The sequence below is a fragment of the Rhodococcus sp. G6(2025) genome (genome assembly GCF_058628105.1).
The window spans coordinates 483,005-500,296 of sequence record NZ_CP179750.1 but is presented as its reverse complement, the minus strand read 5'-3'; the positions used below and the strand labels follow the sequence as shown (position 1 = coordinate 500,296).

Sequence of the window (17,292 nt, the reverse complement as noted above, 5' to 3'; positions counted from 1 at the left end):
GAGCATGGTGGGCCTGTTCGCCGGTATCGGCGGGCTCGAGTTGGGTCTGAGAGAGCACGGCTGGAACACCGAACTGCTCTGTGAGATCGACCCGGGCGCCCAGGCGGTTCTGCGTACCCGATTCACGGACGTCCCTGTGCATTCCGACGTCACCAAGCTGCGTTCCCTCCCCCAGGACATCGAACTCGTCGCCGCCGGTTTCCCGTGCCAGGACCTCTCGCAGGCCGGCCGGACCGCCGGCATCACGGGTTCGCGTTCCGGCCTCGTCGACGAGGTGTTCCGGTTGGTGAAGCGGAAGAAGGGTCCGCGCTGGCTCCTGATCGAGAACGTGCCGTTCATGCTGCAGCTGGGGCGCGGGGCGGCTATGAGGCATATCACGGACGCCCTCGAGGACCTCGGCTACACGTGGGCGTACCGGGTGGTCGATGCGCGCGCGTTCGGACTCCCCCAGCGCCGTCAGCGGGTCCTGATGCTCGCCTCGCGCACCGAGGACCCCCGCGCGGTGCTGTTCGGTGAGGACGCCGGGGAACGCCCCGTCGACGACCATGCCGACTTCCCGTGCGGTTTCTATTGGACCGAGGGCACCCGCGGTCTCGGCTGGGCGGTCAACGCGGTCCCCACGCTGAAGGGCGGTTCGTCCGTCGGTATCGCGAGCCCACCCGCCGTGCGACTGCCGTCGGGCGAGATCGTGACGCCCGGGCTCGTGGACGCCGAACGCCTGCAGGGCTTCGACCCGGACTGGACGGCGCCCGCCGCATTGGTCCCCGGGCTTCGCAACAGTCATCGGTGGAAGCTCGTCGGCAACGCGGTGAGTGTGCGGATGGCGTCGTGGGTCGGTCGGCGTCTGCTCGAGCCGGCGGACTACGAGCGGGGTATCGAGACGCCGATGAAGCCCGGCGACGCGTGGCCGGTGGCAGCGTGGGGTAGCAATCGTCAGGCGTTCCGGGTGCACACCTCGACGTGGCCTATGCAGGAGCCGTACGAGGATCTCAGCGGATTCCTGGAGGACACCCGGCTGCTGTCGGCGCGCGCGACCGCCGGCTTCCTGAAGCGGGCGCGGATGGGCAATCTGCGTTTCGTTCCGGGGTTCATCGACGACGTCGAAAGCCACCTCGACCGCATGGGCGGCTTCCCCGAGGCCGCCGCGTAGCGGACGGACCCGCGATGCCCGCCACCGATCCCGCAACCAGCGCCCGGATGCGGGCGCAGCGGCGTCGCGACACCGCACCCGAACTCGCACTCCGCAGGGAACTGCACCGGCGCGGGGTCCGGTACTACGTGGACCGGGCGCCGATGAAGGGCGTCCGGCGGCGCGCCGACCTGGTGTTTCCGCGGCGGAAGGTGGCCGTGTACGTGGACGGGTGCTTCTGGCACAGGTGCCCGCAGCACGCCACGTTCCCGAAGAACAACGCGCAGTGGTGGGCCGAGAAACTCGCCGGGAACGTCACCCGCGACCGTGACACCGACACGAGGCTGACCGACGCCGGGTGGACGGTGGTGCGGGTCTGGGAGCACGAGAATCCGGTGGTCGCGGCGAACAGGGTCCAGGAAGCCCTGGACGACGCGTGACCCCCACTTCGCAGGCGGTGGCAGGTCGAGGTGTTGAATTTTCCACCCCTAGGGGTCTGGTCGCCGACGACGGATCGGTGCAGGATGGTCTCAACAGCAACCATTCGGACCCCCTTCGGAGGAGCATGATGATCCGCCGAATCGTCGCGGCGGCCTCCATTGCCTTTGCAGCAGCGGCCGTCCCACTCGTCGGTCCGGCACCCTTTGCGGTGGCTGCACCGGGCGACACCTACATCAGCAATCCCCCAGCCAACCCGACGGACCAGAGTTTCTGCGACGACCAGGCCGCCCTCGCGAACAACCTTGCCTCGAAGGGCGACTACGCGCGTGCCGACGGGGTCGTGTCGGCGGCGAACATGAGCGGTTGCCGCATCTACACGTTCTCCAGCCCGTAATCGGTTGCCGCTCCGGCAACGGGATTCCCTGTTCGGCGGGCCCGGCGGCCACAGTGGGAGCATGACCCAACCCGCACCTCGTCGAGCAGGTCGCGGACGTGGCCCCGGGCAGCGCCCTGGACGTGGGCAGCGGCGAGGGCGCCGACGCGATCTGGCTGGCGGCCCGCGGATGGAACGTCACCGGAGTGGACGTGTCCACGGTGGCGTTGGAACGTGCCGCCGACCGGGCCGCCGCGGCCGGCGCCGACATCGCGGACCGGACGACGTGGGAGCAGGCCGACATCCTGGAGTGGGAGCCGCCGACCCACCGATTCGACCTGGTGTCGGCACATTTCATGCACCTGCCTGGGCCTGCCCGCGAGACCCTGCACCGTCGCCTCGCCGGAGCGGTCCGACGAGGCGGGCGACTTCTCGTCGTCGGACATCACCCTTCCGATCCGGAGACGTCCGTCGGGCGGCCCAATGTTCCCGACATGCTGTTCGCACCGGAACAGGTCGCTGCCGTGCTGGACCCCGCGGAGTGGGACATCCTGGTGTCGGCGGCACCCTCGCGTGAGGCGCATGACCCCGAGGGACAACCCGTCACCGTTCACGACACCGTTCTGCACGCAGTTCGCCGGGCCTGACGACGGTTTACCTTGGCGGGGAGCGGAACGGGATCAACCACGCCGGCGCTCAGCGGAACTCGTCGACGTGCTCCGACGCCCACTGCGCGAAGGGGGTCGCGGGGCGTCCGGTGAGTTGTTCGACGAGCCGGTTCGCCTGCTGGGGAGCGTCGACCAGGCTCGCCATCCCTTCCAGGTACCAGCGTGCGTACTCCCCCATCGCCGGCGTCAGGACGTCGACGGCCTCGTCCAGCGGCACCTGCCGGTACTCGATGTTCCGGCCGAGGGCGGCGCCGAGTTGTCGGACGATCTCGGCGCGGGTGATCGTCTCGGGGCCGGTGAGTTCGTACGACGCGCCGACGTGCCCGGACTCGAGGAGAGCGACGGCCGCGACCTCGGCGATGTCGTTCATGGCGATCGGCGCGTTCGCCGCCGTCGGGTACGGCTCACGCACGGTGTCTCCCGCGGCGATCTGCGGTGCCAGGATTCCCGCGTTTTCCATGAACTCGCCGGGCCACAGGTGCGTCCACTCGATGCCGGACGCCTCGACGGCCCGTGCGACGTCACCCCAATGGCCGTCGTGAGGACCGGACAGGTCGACGACGTGCCGGACCCCGGCCTGCTTCGCCAGGGCGAGCGCGTCCGGGGCGGTGTCGGGAGTCGGTGCGAGGTAGAGGGAATCGACGCCCTCGAACGCCGCGGGCAGGCTGTCGAGTCTGCGGAGGTATCCCTCGACGACGGTGACCGAGCCCGGAAGTTGCGCCTTGTCAGGATGATTCGTGAGGGCCCGGACGTCCGTCGCACCCCGCGCGAGCAGGTGGTCGACGAGCATTCTGCCGATGTTCCCGGTTGCCCCCGTCACGAGAATCGTCATGCCCAGCACGCTACCGCCGCGGGAGGGCATGTGAGTGGCAAAGTGTGCTCGCGCACGCTTTGCCACTCACATGGGGTCAGCTGGTCGGCGGGGCGGAGGTCGAGGACGTCGCCGGGGCCTCCGAGGGCGTCGGCGTGACCGGGGTCGACGCGTCCGGATTCTGCACTCCGGCGCTGAGCTTGTAGATGTGTTCCGGCGAGATGATCTCCGTGACGGCCCCCGCCAGCGCGGTGCTCGGTTCGCTGCCCTGGTAGGGGACGTCGGTGTTGATCATGATCGCGAGGGTGGTCTCCTGCTCCGGAAGGTAGACGCAGACCGTCTGATACCCGGGGAGGCTGCCGTTGTGCCCGATCCAGCCGGCGACGTCGAAGATGCCCAGCCCGTAGCCGACGTCCGATGCCAGACCCGGCGCGTTGACCGTCTCGAGCCGTTGCGCCTGTGTGGCCGGCTGCAGCAGTGTGCCGGTGGCCAGCGCGGGCGCCCAGATGTGCAGGTCGTCGAGGGTCGAGATCATCGCGCCCGCCGCCCATCCCCAGGACGGATTCCAGTCGGTGGCCACGGCTTCCTTGTCGTCCAAGGTCTGCTCGGTGTAGCCCTGCGCGTGCGGTTCGGGGAACGCGTTGGTGGTCGGGAAGCTCGTGTCCGCCATCTTCAGCGGCTGAACGATCTTCTGCGTCACGTACTCCGGGAGCGGCAGCCCGCTGACCTTCTCGATGACAAGTCCCAGCAGGGTCGTGTTCGTGTTGGAGTATTCGAATCCCTGCCCGGGTGGGAACGTCGCGGGCTGCGCAAACGCGTACCCCAGCAGTTGCTGCGGGGTGAACGCGGCCTGCGGGTCGCTGAGCAACGCCTTCTGGAAGTCCTCGTTCGCCGAGTAGTTCGCCAGCCCGCTCTGCATCCGGGCAAGCTGGCGCAGCGTGATCTGATCACCCAGCGGCACGCCCTCCACGTACTTCGAGATGGGGTCGTCGAGCGCAACCTTGTCTTCGTCGACCAGCTGCAACAGACCCGTGACCGTGAACGTCTTTGTCACACTGCCGATTCGGTGGAAGAAATCGGTCTCCATCGGCGCGCCCGTCGTCTTGTCGGCGACGCCGAACGCCTTCACGTAGTTACCGTCAGGCCCCCACACGCCCACAATCGCGCCGGGAATCGCCGCCATCGACATCGTCTTCTCGATCGCCTCGTCGAGTCGGTCCGCGACACCGGGGTCGATCTGCGCGTCGGCCCCGGCGTTCGGTGATCCCGTCTGCGTCGTCGTGGAGGTAGCGGAGGTGCCTGTGGAGGAGGAGTCGTCGGAGCACGCCGCGGGCACTATCAGCAGGAGGGCCGCTGCAGCCGCCGCGAGGCCGCGTCGCCGATTCGTCCTGGTCACGACCTGAGCTGTCATCGTGCGTCCCGTCGTCGAGGTGCCCCTCCCGGGAACTTACTCCGCGACCGCCGGGTGAATGTACCTTTCGGCGCTTCTGAGGCGACCGGCGATACATTCGCCCTACTGTGCTCTGTCGGTCGCGTATTCGGCCAGCAGCCGCTTCTCCTTCTCCCGGTGCGGGTAGAAGAAGAACACCACCACGGCCCCGGCGCACACCACCAGGATCGCGGCGAGGTACGCCCGATCGTCGCCGTCGAGGAAGGCGTTGCGGGCGGCCGCGATGATCTGCTCGGCGTACTGCGGATAGCGTTCCGCGAGCACTTCGGCGCTGGAATACGACTTCGTGAGCACCGCTTGGGTTTCCGGGGTGATCTGGCTCGAGTCCGGCGACGAGGCGATCGTGGCCGACAGCGACTTCGCGTAGCCGGCGGTGAGCACCGCTCCGAGGATCGACTGCATGATCGCGCCGCCGAGGTCGCGTTGCAGGTCGGAGGTGCCGGACGCCATGCCCGCCCGCGACACCGGCACCGAACCGGTGAGCGACCGCGACGCCGGGGTGCCGGCGAACCCGACCCCGATGCCCACGAACGCGTACGCGAGAGCCACCCACCAGAAGGTTGCGTCCTCGTCCCACCACACCAGCGCGACAACCAGTCCGAGGACGACGAACAGGTAGCCGAGCAGCAGTGTGAACCGGGCGCCGTGCGATTCGACGAGTTTCGCGGAGCGGGGTGCGACGACGACCATCGCGACGGCCGCCGGAATGATCGCCGATCCGGCGGCGAGCGTGGAGTACCCGAGCACGTTCTGGAGGAACTGCTGCCCGATGAACATCGCACCCATCAACGCGCCGAACACGATCACCCCGCCGACGGCGGCCACCCAGAACGTCGGTCGGGCGGCGACGTGCAGATCGAACAGTGGGTGCGCCGCCCGTCGTTGCTGCAGGAAGAACGCGGCTCCCGCGGCGAGTGCGATCAACCCGAGACCGACGGCGAGCGCCCCGGCACCGTCCACCGGCGCGAAATTGATCGCGAGGATGAGGGCGGCGATGAAGACGACGGAGATGATGCCGCCGAGATTGTCGACGGGATCGGTCGTCTCGTTGACGTGGGCGGGCACCCACAGGATGGCGGCGACGAGGGCGAGAGCGGCGAGCGGAAGGGTCACGAGGAACACCGAGCCCCAATGGAAGTGCTCGAGCAGCGCGCCCGACACGATCGGCCCGAGCGAGGAGATCGCACCACCGAGCGCCGACCACAGTGCGATCGCCTTGGTCCGGGGCGGTCCCGACCACAGCGCGGTGATGATCGCGAGCGTGGTGGGGAACGCGAGCCCGGCGGAGACACCGCCGAGAACACGTGCGAGGAACAGTATTTCGAAGTTCCCGGCGAAGCCCGCGATCGCCGACGCCGGCAGCGACAGCGACATGCCGAGCACCAGCATCTGTTTACGCCCGTAGCGGTCGCCGAGCGCCCCCAGATAGAGAACCGACGCGGCGAGCCCGAGGGAGTACGCCACGGCGACGAGGTTCAGCTGCGTCTGACTCGCGTCGAAAGCGCGGCCGATGTCTGGGAGCGCGACGTTCGCGACCGACAAATTCAGGTTGGCGACGGCGGCGACGAGGATCAGGGTCGCGAGGATCAGCGTCGCGCGGGCCGGCGCCTGCGTCGTCTCGGTTCGAGTCACTGTCTGCTCCCGGGGTTCTGGTCTCCTCGTGGACCCGCCGAATCGGCCGCCGGTTCGGGGCTCGACGCGAGCAGCGACGCGGCGAGCGGGAAGAGGAGGACGGTGATCGCGCCGGCCGCGACGAGCACGGAGGCGTTGGCGGACGTCATGTCACCGGAGTCGACGGCCACTCCGGTGACGGCCACGATCAGCGGCAGGCCGGTTCCCGCGTACAGCGCCAGCTGGGTGCGTTCGCGGGCGGTGAAGGGTGGATCCGTGCCGTCGGCACCCCGGTCGAATCTCCCGGCGAAATAGACCGGGCCTGCCCGCACCAGCAGGATCAGCAGGACGAACGCGATGAGGACGCCGGGTTCGGACGCCACCGCGGCGACGTCGATGGCCATGCCGGACGTCACGAAGAAGATCGGGATCAGGAACCCGAACGCCAGGCCGTCGAGCTTCGTTTCGAGCGTTTCGTCGCCTTCGGGCGTGGCCCGCCGCAGGATGAACCCCGCCGCGAAGGCACCGAGGATCGTGTCGAGCCCGAACGACGCCGCGAGCACGGTGAGTGCGACGAGGAGCAGCATGGTCAGTCGCACCGTGGTCTGCGACGTCGTCTCCGATCCCGACCGGATGATCGCGGTGATCCGGGAACCCTCCCGCCGCACTCGGGCGGGGATGAACGCGACCAGCACCGCCGCGGCCGTGAACAGTCCGAGGACCACGATGGACGCCACGGACCCTCGGGAGCCGAGCAGAACCGCCATGGCGACGACGGGTCCGAGTTCGCCGAACGCGCCGTGATTGAGGATCGTCCGGCCCAGCCGGGTGTCGAGGGCGCCCGCGTCACGAAGGATCGGGAGCAGCGTGCCGAGCGCCGTCGACGTCAGGGCAATGGCCACCGCGGTTCCGGCGTCGACCACGTGGACGAGGCTCAGCAGCGACACCACCGCGAACGCCAGGGCCAGCGAGACCAGCCACGTCAGCAGGGCCCTCCTGCCGCCGCGACCGGTGATCTCGGCCGTGTCGATCTCGTACCCGGCCAGCAGGAAGAGCAGACCCAGCCCCAGGTCGCGCAGCAGCTCGATCTCACTGCCCTCGACCGCAATGTCGAACACGTGGGGGCCGATGACGATCCCGGCGACGAGCAGAAGTACCACCTCGGGCACCAGCTTCCGGGGAAACAACCCGGCGAGCAGCAGGGCGATCACGGCGCATGCCACGATCCAGAACAGCGACGCTCCCACGGAAGGCATGCATCACCCCGTCTCTCGAACCGCCGGACACAGCACTGCGTTCGAGCCTCACAGAGCCCGGACGACGAGACATCATCCGTGAGGGATGAACGCCGCCGCGCCGCCGACATGCACCGGAATCGTCAGTAGAACTCGACGGTGTCGACGCGGTTGATCAGCTCCTCGCCGTCGAGGAACCGGGTGGCGTTGCGCGCGAACAGTTCCGCGATGAGGCGGTCCTCCGCGGGGTTCAACGCCGCGGTGTGCGGGCTGACCAGCACGTTCGGATGAGCCCACAGCGGACTGTCCGATGCCAGGGGCTCGGACGCGAACACGTCCAGCGCGGCGAACCCGACCCGCCCGTCCCCGATCGCGGCGGTCATGGCGACCTCGTCGACGACGGTGCCCCGGCCCACGCTCACCACCGTGACTCCGGGCTTGACCGCGCCGAATACCTTTGCGCTGACGAGGCCTTCGGTGGCGCTGGTTCCGGGAAGCGTCACGACGATGCCGTCGGCGTCCCCGACCACATCGGCCAGCCGGTCGGGGTGGACGATCTCGTCGACGCCCTCGACCGCGGTGTCGCGCCTGCTCGTTCCCACGACGGTGGCGCCGAGGGCCTTCAGCTTCAGTGCCGTCGCACGGCCGATGCTGCCCAGTCCGACGACGACGATGCGCTGCCCGGACACGGTTCCCATCGCCCAGCGGCCGCTCCACACCTTGTCGCGCTGCTGGGCGAGGAGACGCGGGAGGGTCTTGGCGCCGGCCAGCAGGCCGAAGACGGCGAACTCGGCCAACGGTTCCGCGTGCACACCGGCGGAGGTGCTGAATGCGATGCGGTCGAGTTGCTCGTCGGTGAGCCCGGCCGCCTTCACCTGGGCCCCGCCGCCGGCGGGCATCGTGTGCACCCAGCGGAGGTCGGGGTTGGCGCCTGCCGTCCTCGTCAGTGCCGCGGGATTCTCGTCGGGCACGCCGTACAGGGCGTGCGCCGAATCGACCAGGTCGTCGAAGGCCTTCTGCTGCTCCGCGGTCCGGGAGAACGACGGATCGCCGGAGTGATCACCCGGGAATCGGGAGGGCGGCAGCAGATCCTGCTCGCGGATGAAGTCGATGCGCGGTTCCGCCCGGGTGACGAGACTGATGAGCTCTTCGCTCACGGGGGTCGCGGCGACGACGCGGAGTCGCCCGTCGAGTGGCTTCGGGTCGTGTGCGCTCACTGCAGATTCCTCCGGTACGGGCCGTTGCTGACCATATGTTCAGATCAAAAACTTTGCACTAATCATGTGATTCAGTCAACACTTTCAGTTATGTATGACAAATAGCCGTCCGCGCGGTATCGTCCTCGACACGCCAGTGACCTGGGTCACTACACCGACCTGTTTGTGACCGCGCTCGACGTGGTCCCGTCCCACAACGGAGCAGAAGATGTCCCCAGAATCGAAGATTCAAGTAGGCGCAGACTCGAAGATGCCGGAAGGCAGCAGCCACTCCACCCCACCGGTGCGCGCCTCCGACGACCCGGAGTACGCCGCAAACCTCAAACGCGCGACGCTCGCCAGTTCCATCGGCAGCGCGCTCGAGTACTACGACTTCGCCCTGTACGGCCTGGCGTCGGCACTGATCTTCGGCCAGCTGTTCTTCCCCGCCATGGGTGCGTCGGCCGCGTTGATGGCCAGTTTCGGCACGTACGCCGTCGGCTTCCTCGCCCGGCCCGTCGGCGGCCTGTTCTTCGGCGCCCTCGGGGACCGCCTCGGACGCAAGGCCGTCCTGATGATCACGATCGCGATCATGGGCGGTGCGAGCACGCTGATCGGGGTCCTGCCGACCGGCGCGCAGGTGGGCATCTGGGCCCCGATCCTGCTGGTCGCGCTGCGACTGCTGCAGGGCTTCGGCGCGGGCGCCGAACAGGCCGGTGCCACCACGCTGATGGCGGAGTACTCGCCCACCGAGCGCCGCGGATTCTTCTCCGCACTCCCGTTCGTCGGGATCATGGTGGGCACCCTGATGGCGTCCGGGGTCTTCGCGATCCTCGGCCAGATCGATCGCGAACTCCTCCTCGCCTGGGTGTGGCGGGTGCCGTTCCTGGCGTCGGTCTTCCTCATCGCGGTCGCCGTGTTCATCCGGCTCCGCATGCAGGAGAGCCCCACGTTCATCAAGCTGGAGAAGCAGGATCAGATCAGCGAGAGCCCGTTCCGGGAACTGATCGGCAGCTCGATGCCCAGCGTGCTCCGCGGCATCGGCCTGCGGATGGCCGAGAACGGCGGCTCGTACATCTTCCAGACCCTCGGCATCAGCTACGTCACGACCGTGGTGGGTGTCAGCAAGTCGATCGGACCGCTCGCCATCGCCTGCGGCGCCGCCATCGGCATGCTCGTCATACCGTTCTCGGGTGCGCTGTCGGACCGCTTCGGCCGGATGCGGGTGTACCGGTTCGGTGCGGCGCTGCAGCTCGTCCTCGCGGTCCCGTCGTGGTGGCTGCTCTCGCTCGGCAACCCGTACCTCGTGGTGGCGACGCTCGCGGTCAGCTACGGGATCGGTGTCAACGTGATGCTCGGCGCGCAGTGCGCGGCCCTGCCCGAACTGTTCGGAAATCGCCACCGCTACATCGGCGTCGCCGTCGCCCGGGAGACGAGCGCCATCCTCGCCGGCGGCATCGCCCCCTTCGTCGGCGCACTGCTGCTGTCGCTGCTGAACAACTCGTGGGTGCCGCTCGCGATCTACGTTCTGGTCCTCAGCGTCGTCACGTTCGCCACCACGTTCGTGACACCCGAAACCCGTGGCCGCGACCTCGGGCTGGCCTGGGATGCGATGGCCGACCCGGTCCACGGACCGGATGCCGTTACCACCGAGTCGAAGGATCGGGTCGACGCATGAGACTGGCCCGCATCGCCACCGACTCGGGACCGCGGCCGGTGTGCCTGCGCGACGGTCGCTGGCACGAGGTGGCGGATCCGTACGCCGATACACTGACGTTCACCGGACCCGCACACGGCATCGACGGCGCACGGCTGCTCGCGCCCGCCGAACCGCGGGTCCTGCTCGGGATGGCCCACAACGGCGCACCCGGAGATCGCGACCTGCCGTTGCAGGCGTTCATGAAGTCGACGCGCACGGTGATCGGCCCCGACGATCCGATCGTCGTCGACGAAGGGCTGGGGCAGGTCAACGTGGAGGGCGAACTGGCCGTCGTCATCCGCCGCACGTGCCGCAGGCTTCGCCCGGAGGACGTCCCGTCCGCGATCCTCGGGTACACGATCGGCAACGACGTCACCGCCGTCGAGCAGATAGCGCTGGACGACAAGCTCACCCAGGCGAAGCACGGCGACGGTTTCACCCCGCTGGGACCGTGGATCGAGACGGATCTCGGCTCCGGGGACGTTCCGATCACCGTGCGCGTCAACGGCGTGACCGTGGCGGAGGCGTCCACGCGGCAGCTCGCGTGGAACGTGTCCGAGCAACTGGTCCATCTCACCCGGTATCTGACCCTCGGGCCGGGAGACGTCGTGCTCACGGGTTGCCCGTTCACGCTCGGCCCGGTCAAACCGGGTGACCGTGCCGAGATCACGCTCGACGGTATCGGCACGCTGGCCAACCCGGTGCGTGCGCTGTGAACCTCTTCGATCTGTCCGGGCGCATCGCCCTGGTCACCGGTTCGAGCCGGGGAATCGGCTACGCACTCGCGCGGGGCCTGGCCGAGGCGGGCGCCACGATCGTCCTCAACGGGGTGTCGGCCGAGCGCCTCGCACAGGCACGTGAGCGCCTCCGCGAGCAGTTCGGCGAGACCCGCGTCCACGCGTACGCGTTCGACGTCACGGATCCCGAGCGGGTGACCGACGCCGTCGAACGGATCGAATCGGGGGTCGGGCCGATCGAGATTCTGGTGAACAACGCTGCGCTGCAACACCGTCAGCCACTTCTCGACGTCACCCTCGAGGACTGGAACAGGGTGCTCACCACCGACCTCACCAGCGCCTTCCTTGTCGGGCGGGCGGTCGCACGGTTTCAGATCGCCCGAGGGAGCGGCAAGATCATCAACGTCTGCTCGGTGCAGAGCGACCTGGCCCGGCCCACCATCGCGCCGTACACCGCCGCGAAGGGCGGACTGCGGAATCTGACTCGCGCGATGACGGCCGAATGGGCGGCGTCCGGGTTGCAGATCAACGGCCTCGCGCCCGGCTACATTCACACCGAGATGACGCAGGCCCTCGTCGACGACCCCGAGTTCGACGCGTGGCTCCGCGGCCGCGCGCCGGCAGGCCGGTGGGGCACCCCGGACGATCTCGTCGGTCCGGCGGTGTGGCTGGCGTCGGACGGTTCCCGGTACGTCAACGGTCAGGTGATCTTCATCGACGGCGGGATGACGTCGGTGGTGTGAGGATTTACCGGCCGACCGCGGCCGGCACTTCCCCGAAGGAGCGGCGGGTGTGCTGGACGAGTTCACGGAGCGCCGGACCAGCGAGACTCTTCCACACCAGCGCGAGCACGGCCGGGATGTCGACGTCGTCCAGTGCGACCGCCGTCAACCGCCCCAGATAGTCCGTCGCCATCGACTCGCTGAGGATCGCGACCCCCAGTCCGCGGATCGCGAGGTCGGCGACGGCGTCGGGCGCACTCGCCTGCAAGGCGATGTCGGGGCGGAGGCCGGCGGCCGCACACGCCTGGTCGAAGACCGTTCGGATCCCCGTTCCGGTCGGCATACATACGATCGCATGGTCGCCGAGTTCGGCCAGGGTGACGCGCGAACGCCCGGCCAGCGGGTGCCCGGGCGGCACGGCCGCGACCAGCCCCTCGCTGATGATCGGGAAGGCGTCCAGCCCGTCCGGCGGGGCGGTCGCGGTGCCCACGAGAGCGAGATCGATCGCACCGGCGCGGACCCGTTCGACGAGGCGGTCGGAACTGTCCTCGGTCAGCGTGATCTCGATCCCGGGGTGCGCGACGTGGAACGCGGACAGCGCGTCGAACAGCGGCTTCACCGTGCAGGCGGTGACCATCCCCACGACGAGCCGGCCCCGGATCAGCTGGTTCACGTCGTCCACGGCCTGCCGCATCGCGCCGGCCGAGGCGAGTGCCGCGCGGGCGTGCACGAGCGCCGCTTCTCCCGCGGACGTGAGTGTCGCCGTCCGGCTCGACCGGTCGATCAGCGTGGCGCCGAGGTCGTGCTCGAGCTGCCGGATCTGCGCGCTGATCCCCGACTGGCTGATGTGGACGCGTTCCGCGGCACGGGTGAAGTTCGCTTCCTCGGCGACCGCGACGAAGTACTCCAGCTGCCTCAGTTCCATAAGCAGTAATTCTAGTATTCAGCAGAACTATCTGTTGGACTTCCGGTTGAGGCGACACCACTCTGGGATGTGACAGCGGTTCACCCACGAAAGGATCCCCGTGTCCGACCACGAGAAGGCCCTGAACCCCGAAGATCTCACCCGACTGTTCGTCGAGCGCAGCAACGCCGGCGACGCGGCCGGAGTGGCCGCCCTCTACGAGGAGAACGCCGTCATGGCGTATCCGCCCGGGAGCCGGACGGTCGGCCGGGCAGCCATCCAGAAACTGTGGGAGTCGGTGCTCGCGAACGCGCCGCACTTCGAACCGGAGACGCCACTCCCCACGCTGATCAGTGACGACATCGCACTCACGTCCACCCCACCCAAGGACGGATCCGGCGCGCGGGCGCAGGTCGTCCGCAGGCAACCGGACGGAAGCTGGCTCCGACTGCTCGACCAGCCGGAGTTCGTCCCGCCCACCCGCTGAGGTCGCGGCTGCGCCGACCCCTACACGGCATGAACTTCGTTGTCCACCATTGCATCTGCATTCGGATCGGTGGGACTATAGGGGTCATGCGCAGACCGCGTTGGCCGGCAGTAGCACCACCCACCACCGGAGGACACCAGGTGCACGGCCCCCTGCTGCTCACGGCCGAAGACCACCTCACGCTCGAGCTGTTCGAGGTGGTGGCGTTCCCGGACGGTCTCCACCTCCGGATGGCCCTGACCGCGACGGGCAGGCCCGCGGAGCTGGCGCAATACGAGACCCGCCCGCTGTCCGACCCCGACGATCCCTCGACGCGGTGGTCCTATCTGTCGGTGCGGGCGCGCGTCGACGACATCGAAGGCGAGGCCGATCCCTACCATCCGGCGGCGGCGTCGAAGCCGTGCCGGAGCGGGCCGCCCGAGTACCGCACCGAACCGCACTACTGGCTGGACGCGATACCCGCGTCGGGATTCATCGCGGTCACCGCAGGCTGGCCACGGATCGGTCTCGGTTCGACCACCACCACGATCGGTCTCGAATCGAGCACGCGAACGTCGTGACCGATCCCGGCCGGCGTCAGGTGCAGCAGTTGGGGTCGAGGACCACCCGCAGTGCGTCGAGGGCGTCCGCCCGCGCACTGTAGAAGACGTTCATGCCGCGGCGGACGGGCTGGACCATTCCCGCCTTCTTCAGCTGGCCGAGATGGTGACTGACGGTCGATTCGGACAGGCCCACGCCGGTCGCGAGATCGCACGTGCACACCTCGCCGTCGCTCGCGGTCAGCAAAATCGACATCAGCTTGATGCGGACCGGGTCGGCCAGCGCCTTCAGGCGCAGCGCGAGGTGCAGGGCGGCCTCGTCGGTCATCGGGGCGGCCGAGACGGGCGCGCAGCAGATCGGCGCGGAGACATCTACGACCGGCAACGTCTTGGGCATGGCTCCATCGTCCCAGCTTCTTGACATATGTCAAAAAGGTGGGATTCTATGGATGCAAGTAATTCGACATATGTCACACAGGTGGAGGTTGTCATGTCCCGCGCCCAACTCGCCCTCAATGTCGACAATCTGGAGGAAGCAGTCACGTTCTACTCGAAACTGTTCGATACACAACCGGCGAAACTGAAGCCGGGCTACGCGAACTTCGCCATCGCGCAGCCACCCCTCAAGCTGGTGCTGATCGAGAACCCCGGCGAGGGTGGCACCATCAACCACCTCGGCGTCGAGGTCGAATCGAGCGCCCGGGTGCACGAGGAGATCGCACGGCTGTCCGGGGAAGGCCTGTTCACCGACGAGGAGATCGGCACCACCTGTTGCTTCGCGACCCAGGACAAGGTGTGGGTCACCGGCCCCGCCGGCGAGAAGTGGGAGGTCTACACCGTGCTCGCCGACTCCGACACGTTCGGGTCGAGCCCCCGGCACCTCGACCCCGACGCCGAGGGGGCCACCTGCTGCGGCACCGCGGACGGGGCGAAAGCCTCCGCGGGCACGTCCTGCTGCTAGGCGGCGACGGCCCGGATCGGCGACAAAGAGAAACCCCGCCACCTGCATCACTGCAGCTGACGGGGTTTCTTTGTGCGCCCGAAGGGATTCGAACCCCTAACCTCTTGATCCGTAGTCAAGTGCTCTATCCGTTGAGCTACGGGCGCATGTTCTTCAGTTGTCTAGCTTGCACCGGCCGACTAGGCCCGGTGTGGCGGAGGCGAGAGGATTTGAACCTCCGGTCCCTCGTAAAAGGGACAACTCATTAGCAGTGAGTCCCATTCGGCCGCTCTGGCACGCCTCCCTGGGGTGGTTCCGATCCCTTCGGACCGCCGGTGCGAAAGATTACACACCTTTCCACCACAAAGGCAAAACGGCTGGTCAGAGCGCATGGATGGCCGCTTTATCGCAGGTGGCTGTCGAACCAGTCGAAGATCCGCCGCTGTGCGTCGACGATGGCCTGGGCACCCGGGTCGTCGTCCCTGCCGTCGGGCACCTGGGGCGGTTCGTCGGCCCGGTGCGCGAGGCCGGCATAACTCACGACGAGCCCCGCGACGTCCGACTTGGCGGTGGCGTCGCGCAGCCGCTCGACCTGATCGGGCGGCGTGGACGGATCGTCTTCCCCGTACAGACCGAGCCAGGGGGCCTTCAGGTCGGGGGCGGCGTGCACCAGCGCAGGCGCGTCCTCCGACAGCGGCTCGACGATCCCGCGGGCGGCGACACTCACGGCTGCGCCGACCGGACGCGTCGTCGCGACGAGCAGGGCGGCGGTCCCGGCGTCGTCGAAACCCAGCACGCCCACGCAGTCGGCGTAGATGCCCCGCGCGATCAGCCAGTCGAAGGTGGCGTCGAAGTCGGCGAACAGGGCGTCGCCGAACACCTCGACATCGCTCGGCGCCGGTTCCCGGTGGAAGAGGTGCGGCGCCACCGCCACCCACCCCTCCATCGCGAGCGAGCGCATCAGATCGAGGAGAGGTTCGCTGAAGGTACGCGACTCGTGCAGGACCACGATCCCGCCCCGCGCCGGACCGTCCGGTTCGACCGCGGTGAGCGGAACACGCACCTGAGGGCTTTCCGGCGCGTCTCCGGACGTCCGCAGGGCTGCACTGTCCCTGAAGAATCCCGACATGCCCCTACCTTGGCACGAAGGGGGCGTCGGCGCAGTGGATCGGGAGGCGCATAATCGCCTGGTGACTCCGCGAACCAGGGCAGACCTCGAGACGATTCCGGCCTACATCCCCGGCAAGAACTTTCCGGGCGCCATCAAGCTGGCGAGCAACGAGACCACACTGGGGCCGTTGCCGAGCGTGCGGGACGCCATCGCGGACGCCGCCGCCAATGCCAACCGGTACCCGGACAACGGTCACGTCGCCCTGATCGCGGCGCTCGCCGACCACCTCGGGGTGGCCACCGAGAACATCGCCGCGGGTTGCGGTTCGGTGAGCCTGTGCCAGGAGTTGGTGCAGGCCACCTGCAACGACGGTGACGAGGTCATCTTCGCGTGGCGGTCGTTCGAGGCCTACCCCGTGGTCACGCAGGTGGCCGGGGCGACGCCCGTCAAGGTTCCGCTCACCGCCGACCACGGTCACGACCTCGACGCGATGCTGGCCGCGATCACCGACCGCACCCGGCTGATCTTCGTCTGCAACCCGAACAACCCCACCGGCACCGCGCTGACGAATGCCGAACTCGAGCGGTTCCTCGACGCCGTCCCCGCCGACGTCCTGGTGGCCCTCGACGAGGCCTACTTCGAGTACAACCGGTCCGACGCCGACGGCATCGAACTGTTCCGCGGGCGCCCCAACGTGGTGGTGCTGCGCACGTTCTCCAAGGCCTACGGTCTCGCCGGCATCCGCGTGGGGTACGCGGTCGCCGATCCCGCGGTCGTCACCGCGCTGACCAAGGTGCACATCGCGTTCGCGGTCAATGCCGTCGCGCAGGCCGCCGCCATCGCGTCGCTGGCCGCGTCCGGAGAACTGCTGGCACGCACGGACGGGGTCGTCGCCGAGCGGAACCGGGTGCGCGACGCCCTGCTCGCCGCCGGGTACGAGGTGCCCGAATCGGCCGCCAACTTCGTCTACCTCCCGTTGGGCACCCACTCCGGGGCGTTCGCCGCCGCCAGCGCCGAGGCCGGTGTGCTGCTGCGCCCGTACGGCGACGACGGGGTGCGGATCACGATCGGCGATCCCGCGGAGAACGACGCGTTCCTCGCCTTCGCGACGAGCACCGAGGCCCGCTCGATCGCGAACGTCGCGGTCCGGGCGTAACGCTCGAGACGTAAACGTTACCCACGGGTATAACGCTCGTGACTCCTTGTTGGCAGACTCAGTGAGGTTTTGCCGAAGGGAGC

The 17,292-nt window shown here is 68.5% G+C and carries 18 protein-coding genes, 2 tRNA genes and 1 pseudogene; 11 read left to right on the top strand and 10 right to left on the bottom strand.

All coding sequences use genetic code 11. The features are described 5' to 3' along the window. Positions 1-4 precede the first annotated feature (4 nt). The 4 genes and pseudogenes from ACLIVD_RS02495 to ACLIVD_RS02480 form a co-directional block, all read left to right on the top strand. Entirely contained in the window at positions 5-1,150 is a 1,146-nt protein-coding gene (locus ACLIVD_RS02495; RefSeq protein WP_491932839.1) for a DNA cytosine methyltransferase, read from the top strand. Between the two features lie 14 nt (positions 1,151-1,164). After that, positions 1,165-1,569 (top strand): very short patch repair endonuclease, encoded by a 405-nt coding sequence (locus tag ACLIVD_RS02490; RefSeq protein WP_491931883.1) that lies wholly within the window; start codon positions 1,165-1,167, stop codon positions 1,567-1,569. 128 nt (positions 1,570-1,697) lie between these two features. Then, positions 1,698-1,964, top strand: coding sequence for a hypothetical protein (locus ACLIVD_RS02485; RefSeq protein ID WP_280781821.1), 267 nt, complete (start codon positions 1,698-1,700; stop codon positions 1,962-1,964). A gap of 89 nt (positions 1,965-2,053) precedes the next feature. Then, positions 2,054-2,590 (top strand): annotated as a pseudogene (locus ACLIVD_RS02480) (class I SAM-dependent methyltransferase); the annotation flags it as partial. Between the two features lie 49 nt (positions 2,591-2,639). On the opposite strand, the gene ACLIVD_RS02475 reads toward ACLIVD_RS02480, so the two are convergent. From ACLIVD_RS02475 to ACLIVD_RS02455, 5 genes are all read right to left on the bottom strand, one after another. Next, positions 2,640-3,443 carry an NmrA family NAD(P)-binding protein gene (locus ACLIVD_RS02475; RefSeq protein WP_280781822.1) on the bottom strand — a complete coding sequence of 268 codons (804 nt, stop codon included), beginning with the start codon at positions 3,441-3,443 and terminating at the stop codon, positions 2,640-2,642. Positions 3,444-3,519: 76 nt separating this feature from the next. Continuing rightward, positions 3,520-4,833, bottom strand: a complete 1,314-nt coding sequence (locus ACLIVD_RS02470) for a serine hydrolase domain-containing protein (RefSeq protein WP_317569541.1) — start codon at positions 4,831-4,833, stop codon at positions 3,520-3,522. Positions 4,834-4,935: 102 nt separating this feature from the next. Beyond that, positions 4,936-6,504, bottom strand: coding sequence for an MFS transporter (locus tag ACLIVD_RS02465; RefSeq protein WP_491931882.1), 1,569 nt, complete (start codon positions 6,502-6,504; stop codon positions 4,936-4,938). After that, positions 6,501-7,739 (bottom strand): cation:proton antiporter, encoded by a 1,239-nt coding sequence (locus ACLIVD_RS02460; RefSeq protein ID WP_491931881.1) that lies wholly within the window; start codon positions 7,737-7,739, stop codon positions 6,501-6,503. The genes ACLIVD_RS02465 and ACLIVD_RS02460 overlap by 4 nt, the downstream gene beginning before the upstream one ends. A gap of 122 nt (positions 7,740-7,861) precedes the next feature. Beyond that, positions 7,862-8,935 (bottom strand): D-2-hydroxyacid dehydrogenase, encoded by a 1,074-nt coding sequence (locus ACLIVD_RS02455; protein ID WP_283353568.1) that lies wholly within the window; start codon positions 8,933-8,935, stop codon positions 7,862-7,864. Between the two features lie 208 nt (positions 8,936-9,143). On the opposite strand from ACLIVD_RS02455, the gene ACLIVD_RS02450 reads away from it, so the two are divergent. From ACLIVD_RS02450 to ACLIVD_RS02440, 3 genes are read left to right on the top strand one after another with little or no spacing between them, the layout of a single operon-like run. Further along, entirely contained in the window at positions 9,144-10,592 is a 1,449-nt protein-coding gene (locus ACLIVD_RS02450) for an MFS transporter (protein WP_491931880.1), read from the top strand. Next, positions 10,589-11,329: a fumarylacetoacetate hydrolase family protein gene (locus tag ACLIVD_RS02445; protein WP_491931879.1), complete on the top strand. Its 741-nt coding sequence runs from the start codon at positions 10,589-10,591 to the stop codon at positions 11,327-11,329. The genes ACLIVD_RS02450 and ACLIVD_RS02445 overlap by 4 nt, the downstream gene beginning before the upstream one ends. Continuing rightward, a complete protein-coding gene (locus tag ACLIVD_RS02440) occupies positions 11,326-12,093 on the top strand; it encodes an SDR family oxidoreductase (RefSeq protein ID WP_418341877.1) in 768 nt (255 codons plus the stop codon). The genes ACLIVD_RS02445 and ACLIVD_RS02440 overlap by 4 nt, the downstream gene beginning before the upstream one ends. A 4-nt stretch (positions 12,094-12,097) precedes the next feature. On the opposite strand, the gene ACLIVD_RS02435 is transcribed toward ACLIVD_RS02440, so the two are convergent. Beyond that, the gene (locus tag ACLIVD_RS02435; protein WP_491931878.1) at positions 12,098-12,997 is read right to left on the bottom strand and encodes a LysR family transcriptional regulator; all 900 of its coding nucleotides are present in this window, start codon (positions 12,995-12,997) and stop codon (positions 12,098-12,100) included. Between the two features lie 100 nt (positions 12,998-13,097). On the opposite strand from ACLIVD_RS02435, the gene ACLIVD_RS02430 reads away from it, so the two are divergent. Together ACLIVD_RS02430 and ACLIVD_RS02425 are read left to right on the top strand one after the other, a co-directional pair. Continuing rightward, positions 13,098-13,463, top strand: coding sequence for a YybH family protein (locus ACLIVD_RS02430; RefSeq protein WP_283332683.1), 366 nt, complete (start codon positions 13,098-13,100; stop codon positions 13,461-13,463). A gap of 86 nt (positions 13,464-13,549) precedes the next feature. Then, on the top strand, positions 13,550-14,023 hold the full coding sequence (locus ACLIVD_RS02425; RefSeq protein WP_280781832.1) for a hypothetical protein: 474 nt from the start codon (positions 13,550-13,552) through the stop codon (positions 14,021-14,023). Positions 14,024-14,039: 16 nt separating this feature from the next. On the opposite strand, the gene ACLIVD_RS02420 is transcribed toward ACLIVD_RS02425, so the two are convergent. Then, positions 14,040-14,399 carry an Rv2640c family ArsR-like transcriptional regulator gene (locus ACLIVD_RS02420; RefSeq protein ID WP_283332681.1) on the bottom strand — a complete coding sequence of 120 codons (360 nt, stop codon included), beginning with the start codon at positions 14,397-14,399 and terminating at the stop codon, positions 14,040-14,042. A gap of 93 nt (positions 14,400-14,492) precedes the next feature. On the opposite strand from ACLIVD_RS02420, the gene ACLIVD_RS02415 reads away from it, so the two are divergent. Then, positions 14,493-14,963, top strand: coding sequence for an ArsI/CadI family heavy metal resistance metalloenzyme (locus tag ACLIVD_RS02415; RefSeq protein ID WP_491931877.1), 471 nt, complete (start codon positions 14,493-14,495; stop codon positions 14,961-14,963). Between the two features lie 73 nt (positions 14,964-15,036). Here ACLIVD_RS02415 and ACLIVD_RS02410 read toward each other — a convergent pair. From ACLIVD_RS02410 to ACLIVD_RS02400, 3 genes are all read right to left on the bottom strand, one after another. After that, positions 15,037-15,109, bottom strand: a tRNA-Arg gene (locus tag ACLIVD_RS02410). 45 nt (positions 15,110-15,154) lie between these two features. Then, positions 15,155-15,246, bottom strand: a tRNA-Ser gene (locus ACLIVD_RS02405). A gap of 99 nt (positions 15,247-15,345) precedes the next feature. Further along, positions 15,346-16,071, bottom strand: a complete 726-nt coding sequence (locus tag ACLIVD_RS02400) for a dienelactone hydrolase family protein (RefSeq protein ID WP_283353571.1) — start codon at positions 16,069-16,071, stop codon at positions 15,346-15,348. A 61-nt stretch (positions 16,072-16,132) separates the two neighbouring features. Between ACLIVD_RS02400 and hisC the strand changes: the two genes are divergently transcribed. Then, complete coding sequence (hisC, locus tag ACLIVD_RS02395; RefSeq protein ID WP_280781836.1) at positions 16,133-17,209, top strand: histidinol-phosphate transaminase; 1,077 nt, start codon at positions 16,133-16,135, stop codon at positions 17,207-17,209. Positions 17,210-17,292 lie beyond the last annotated feature (83 nt).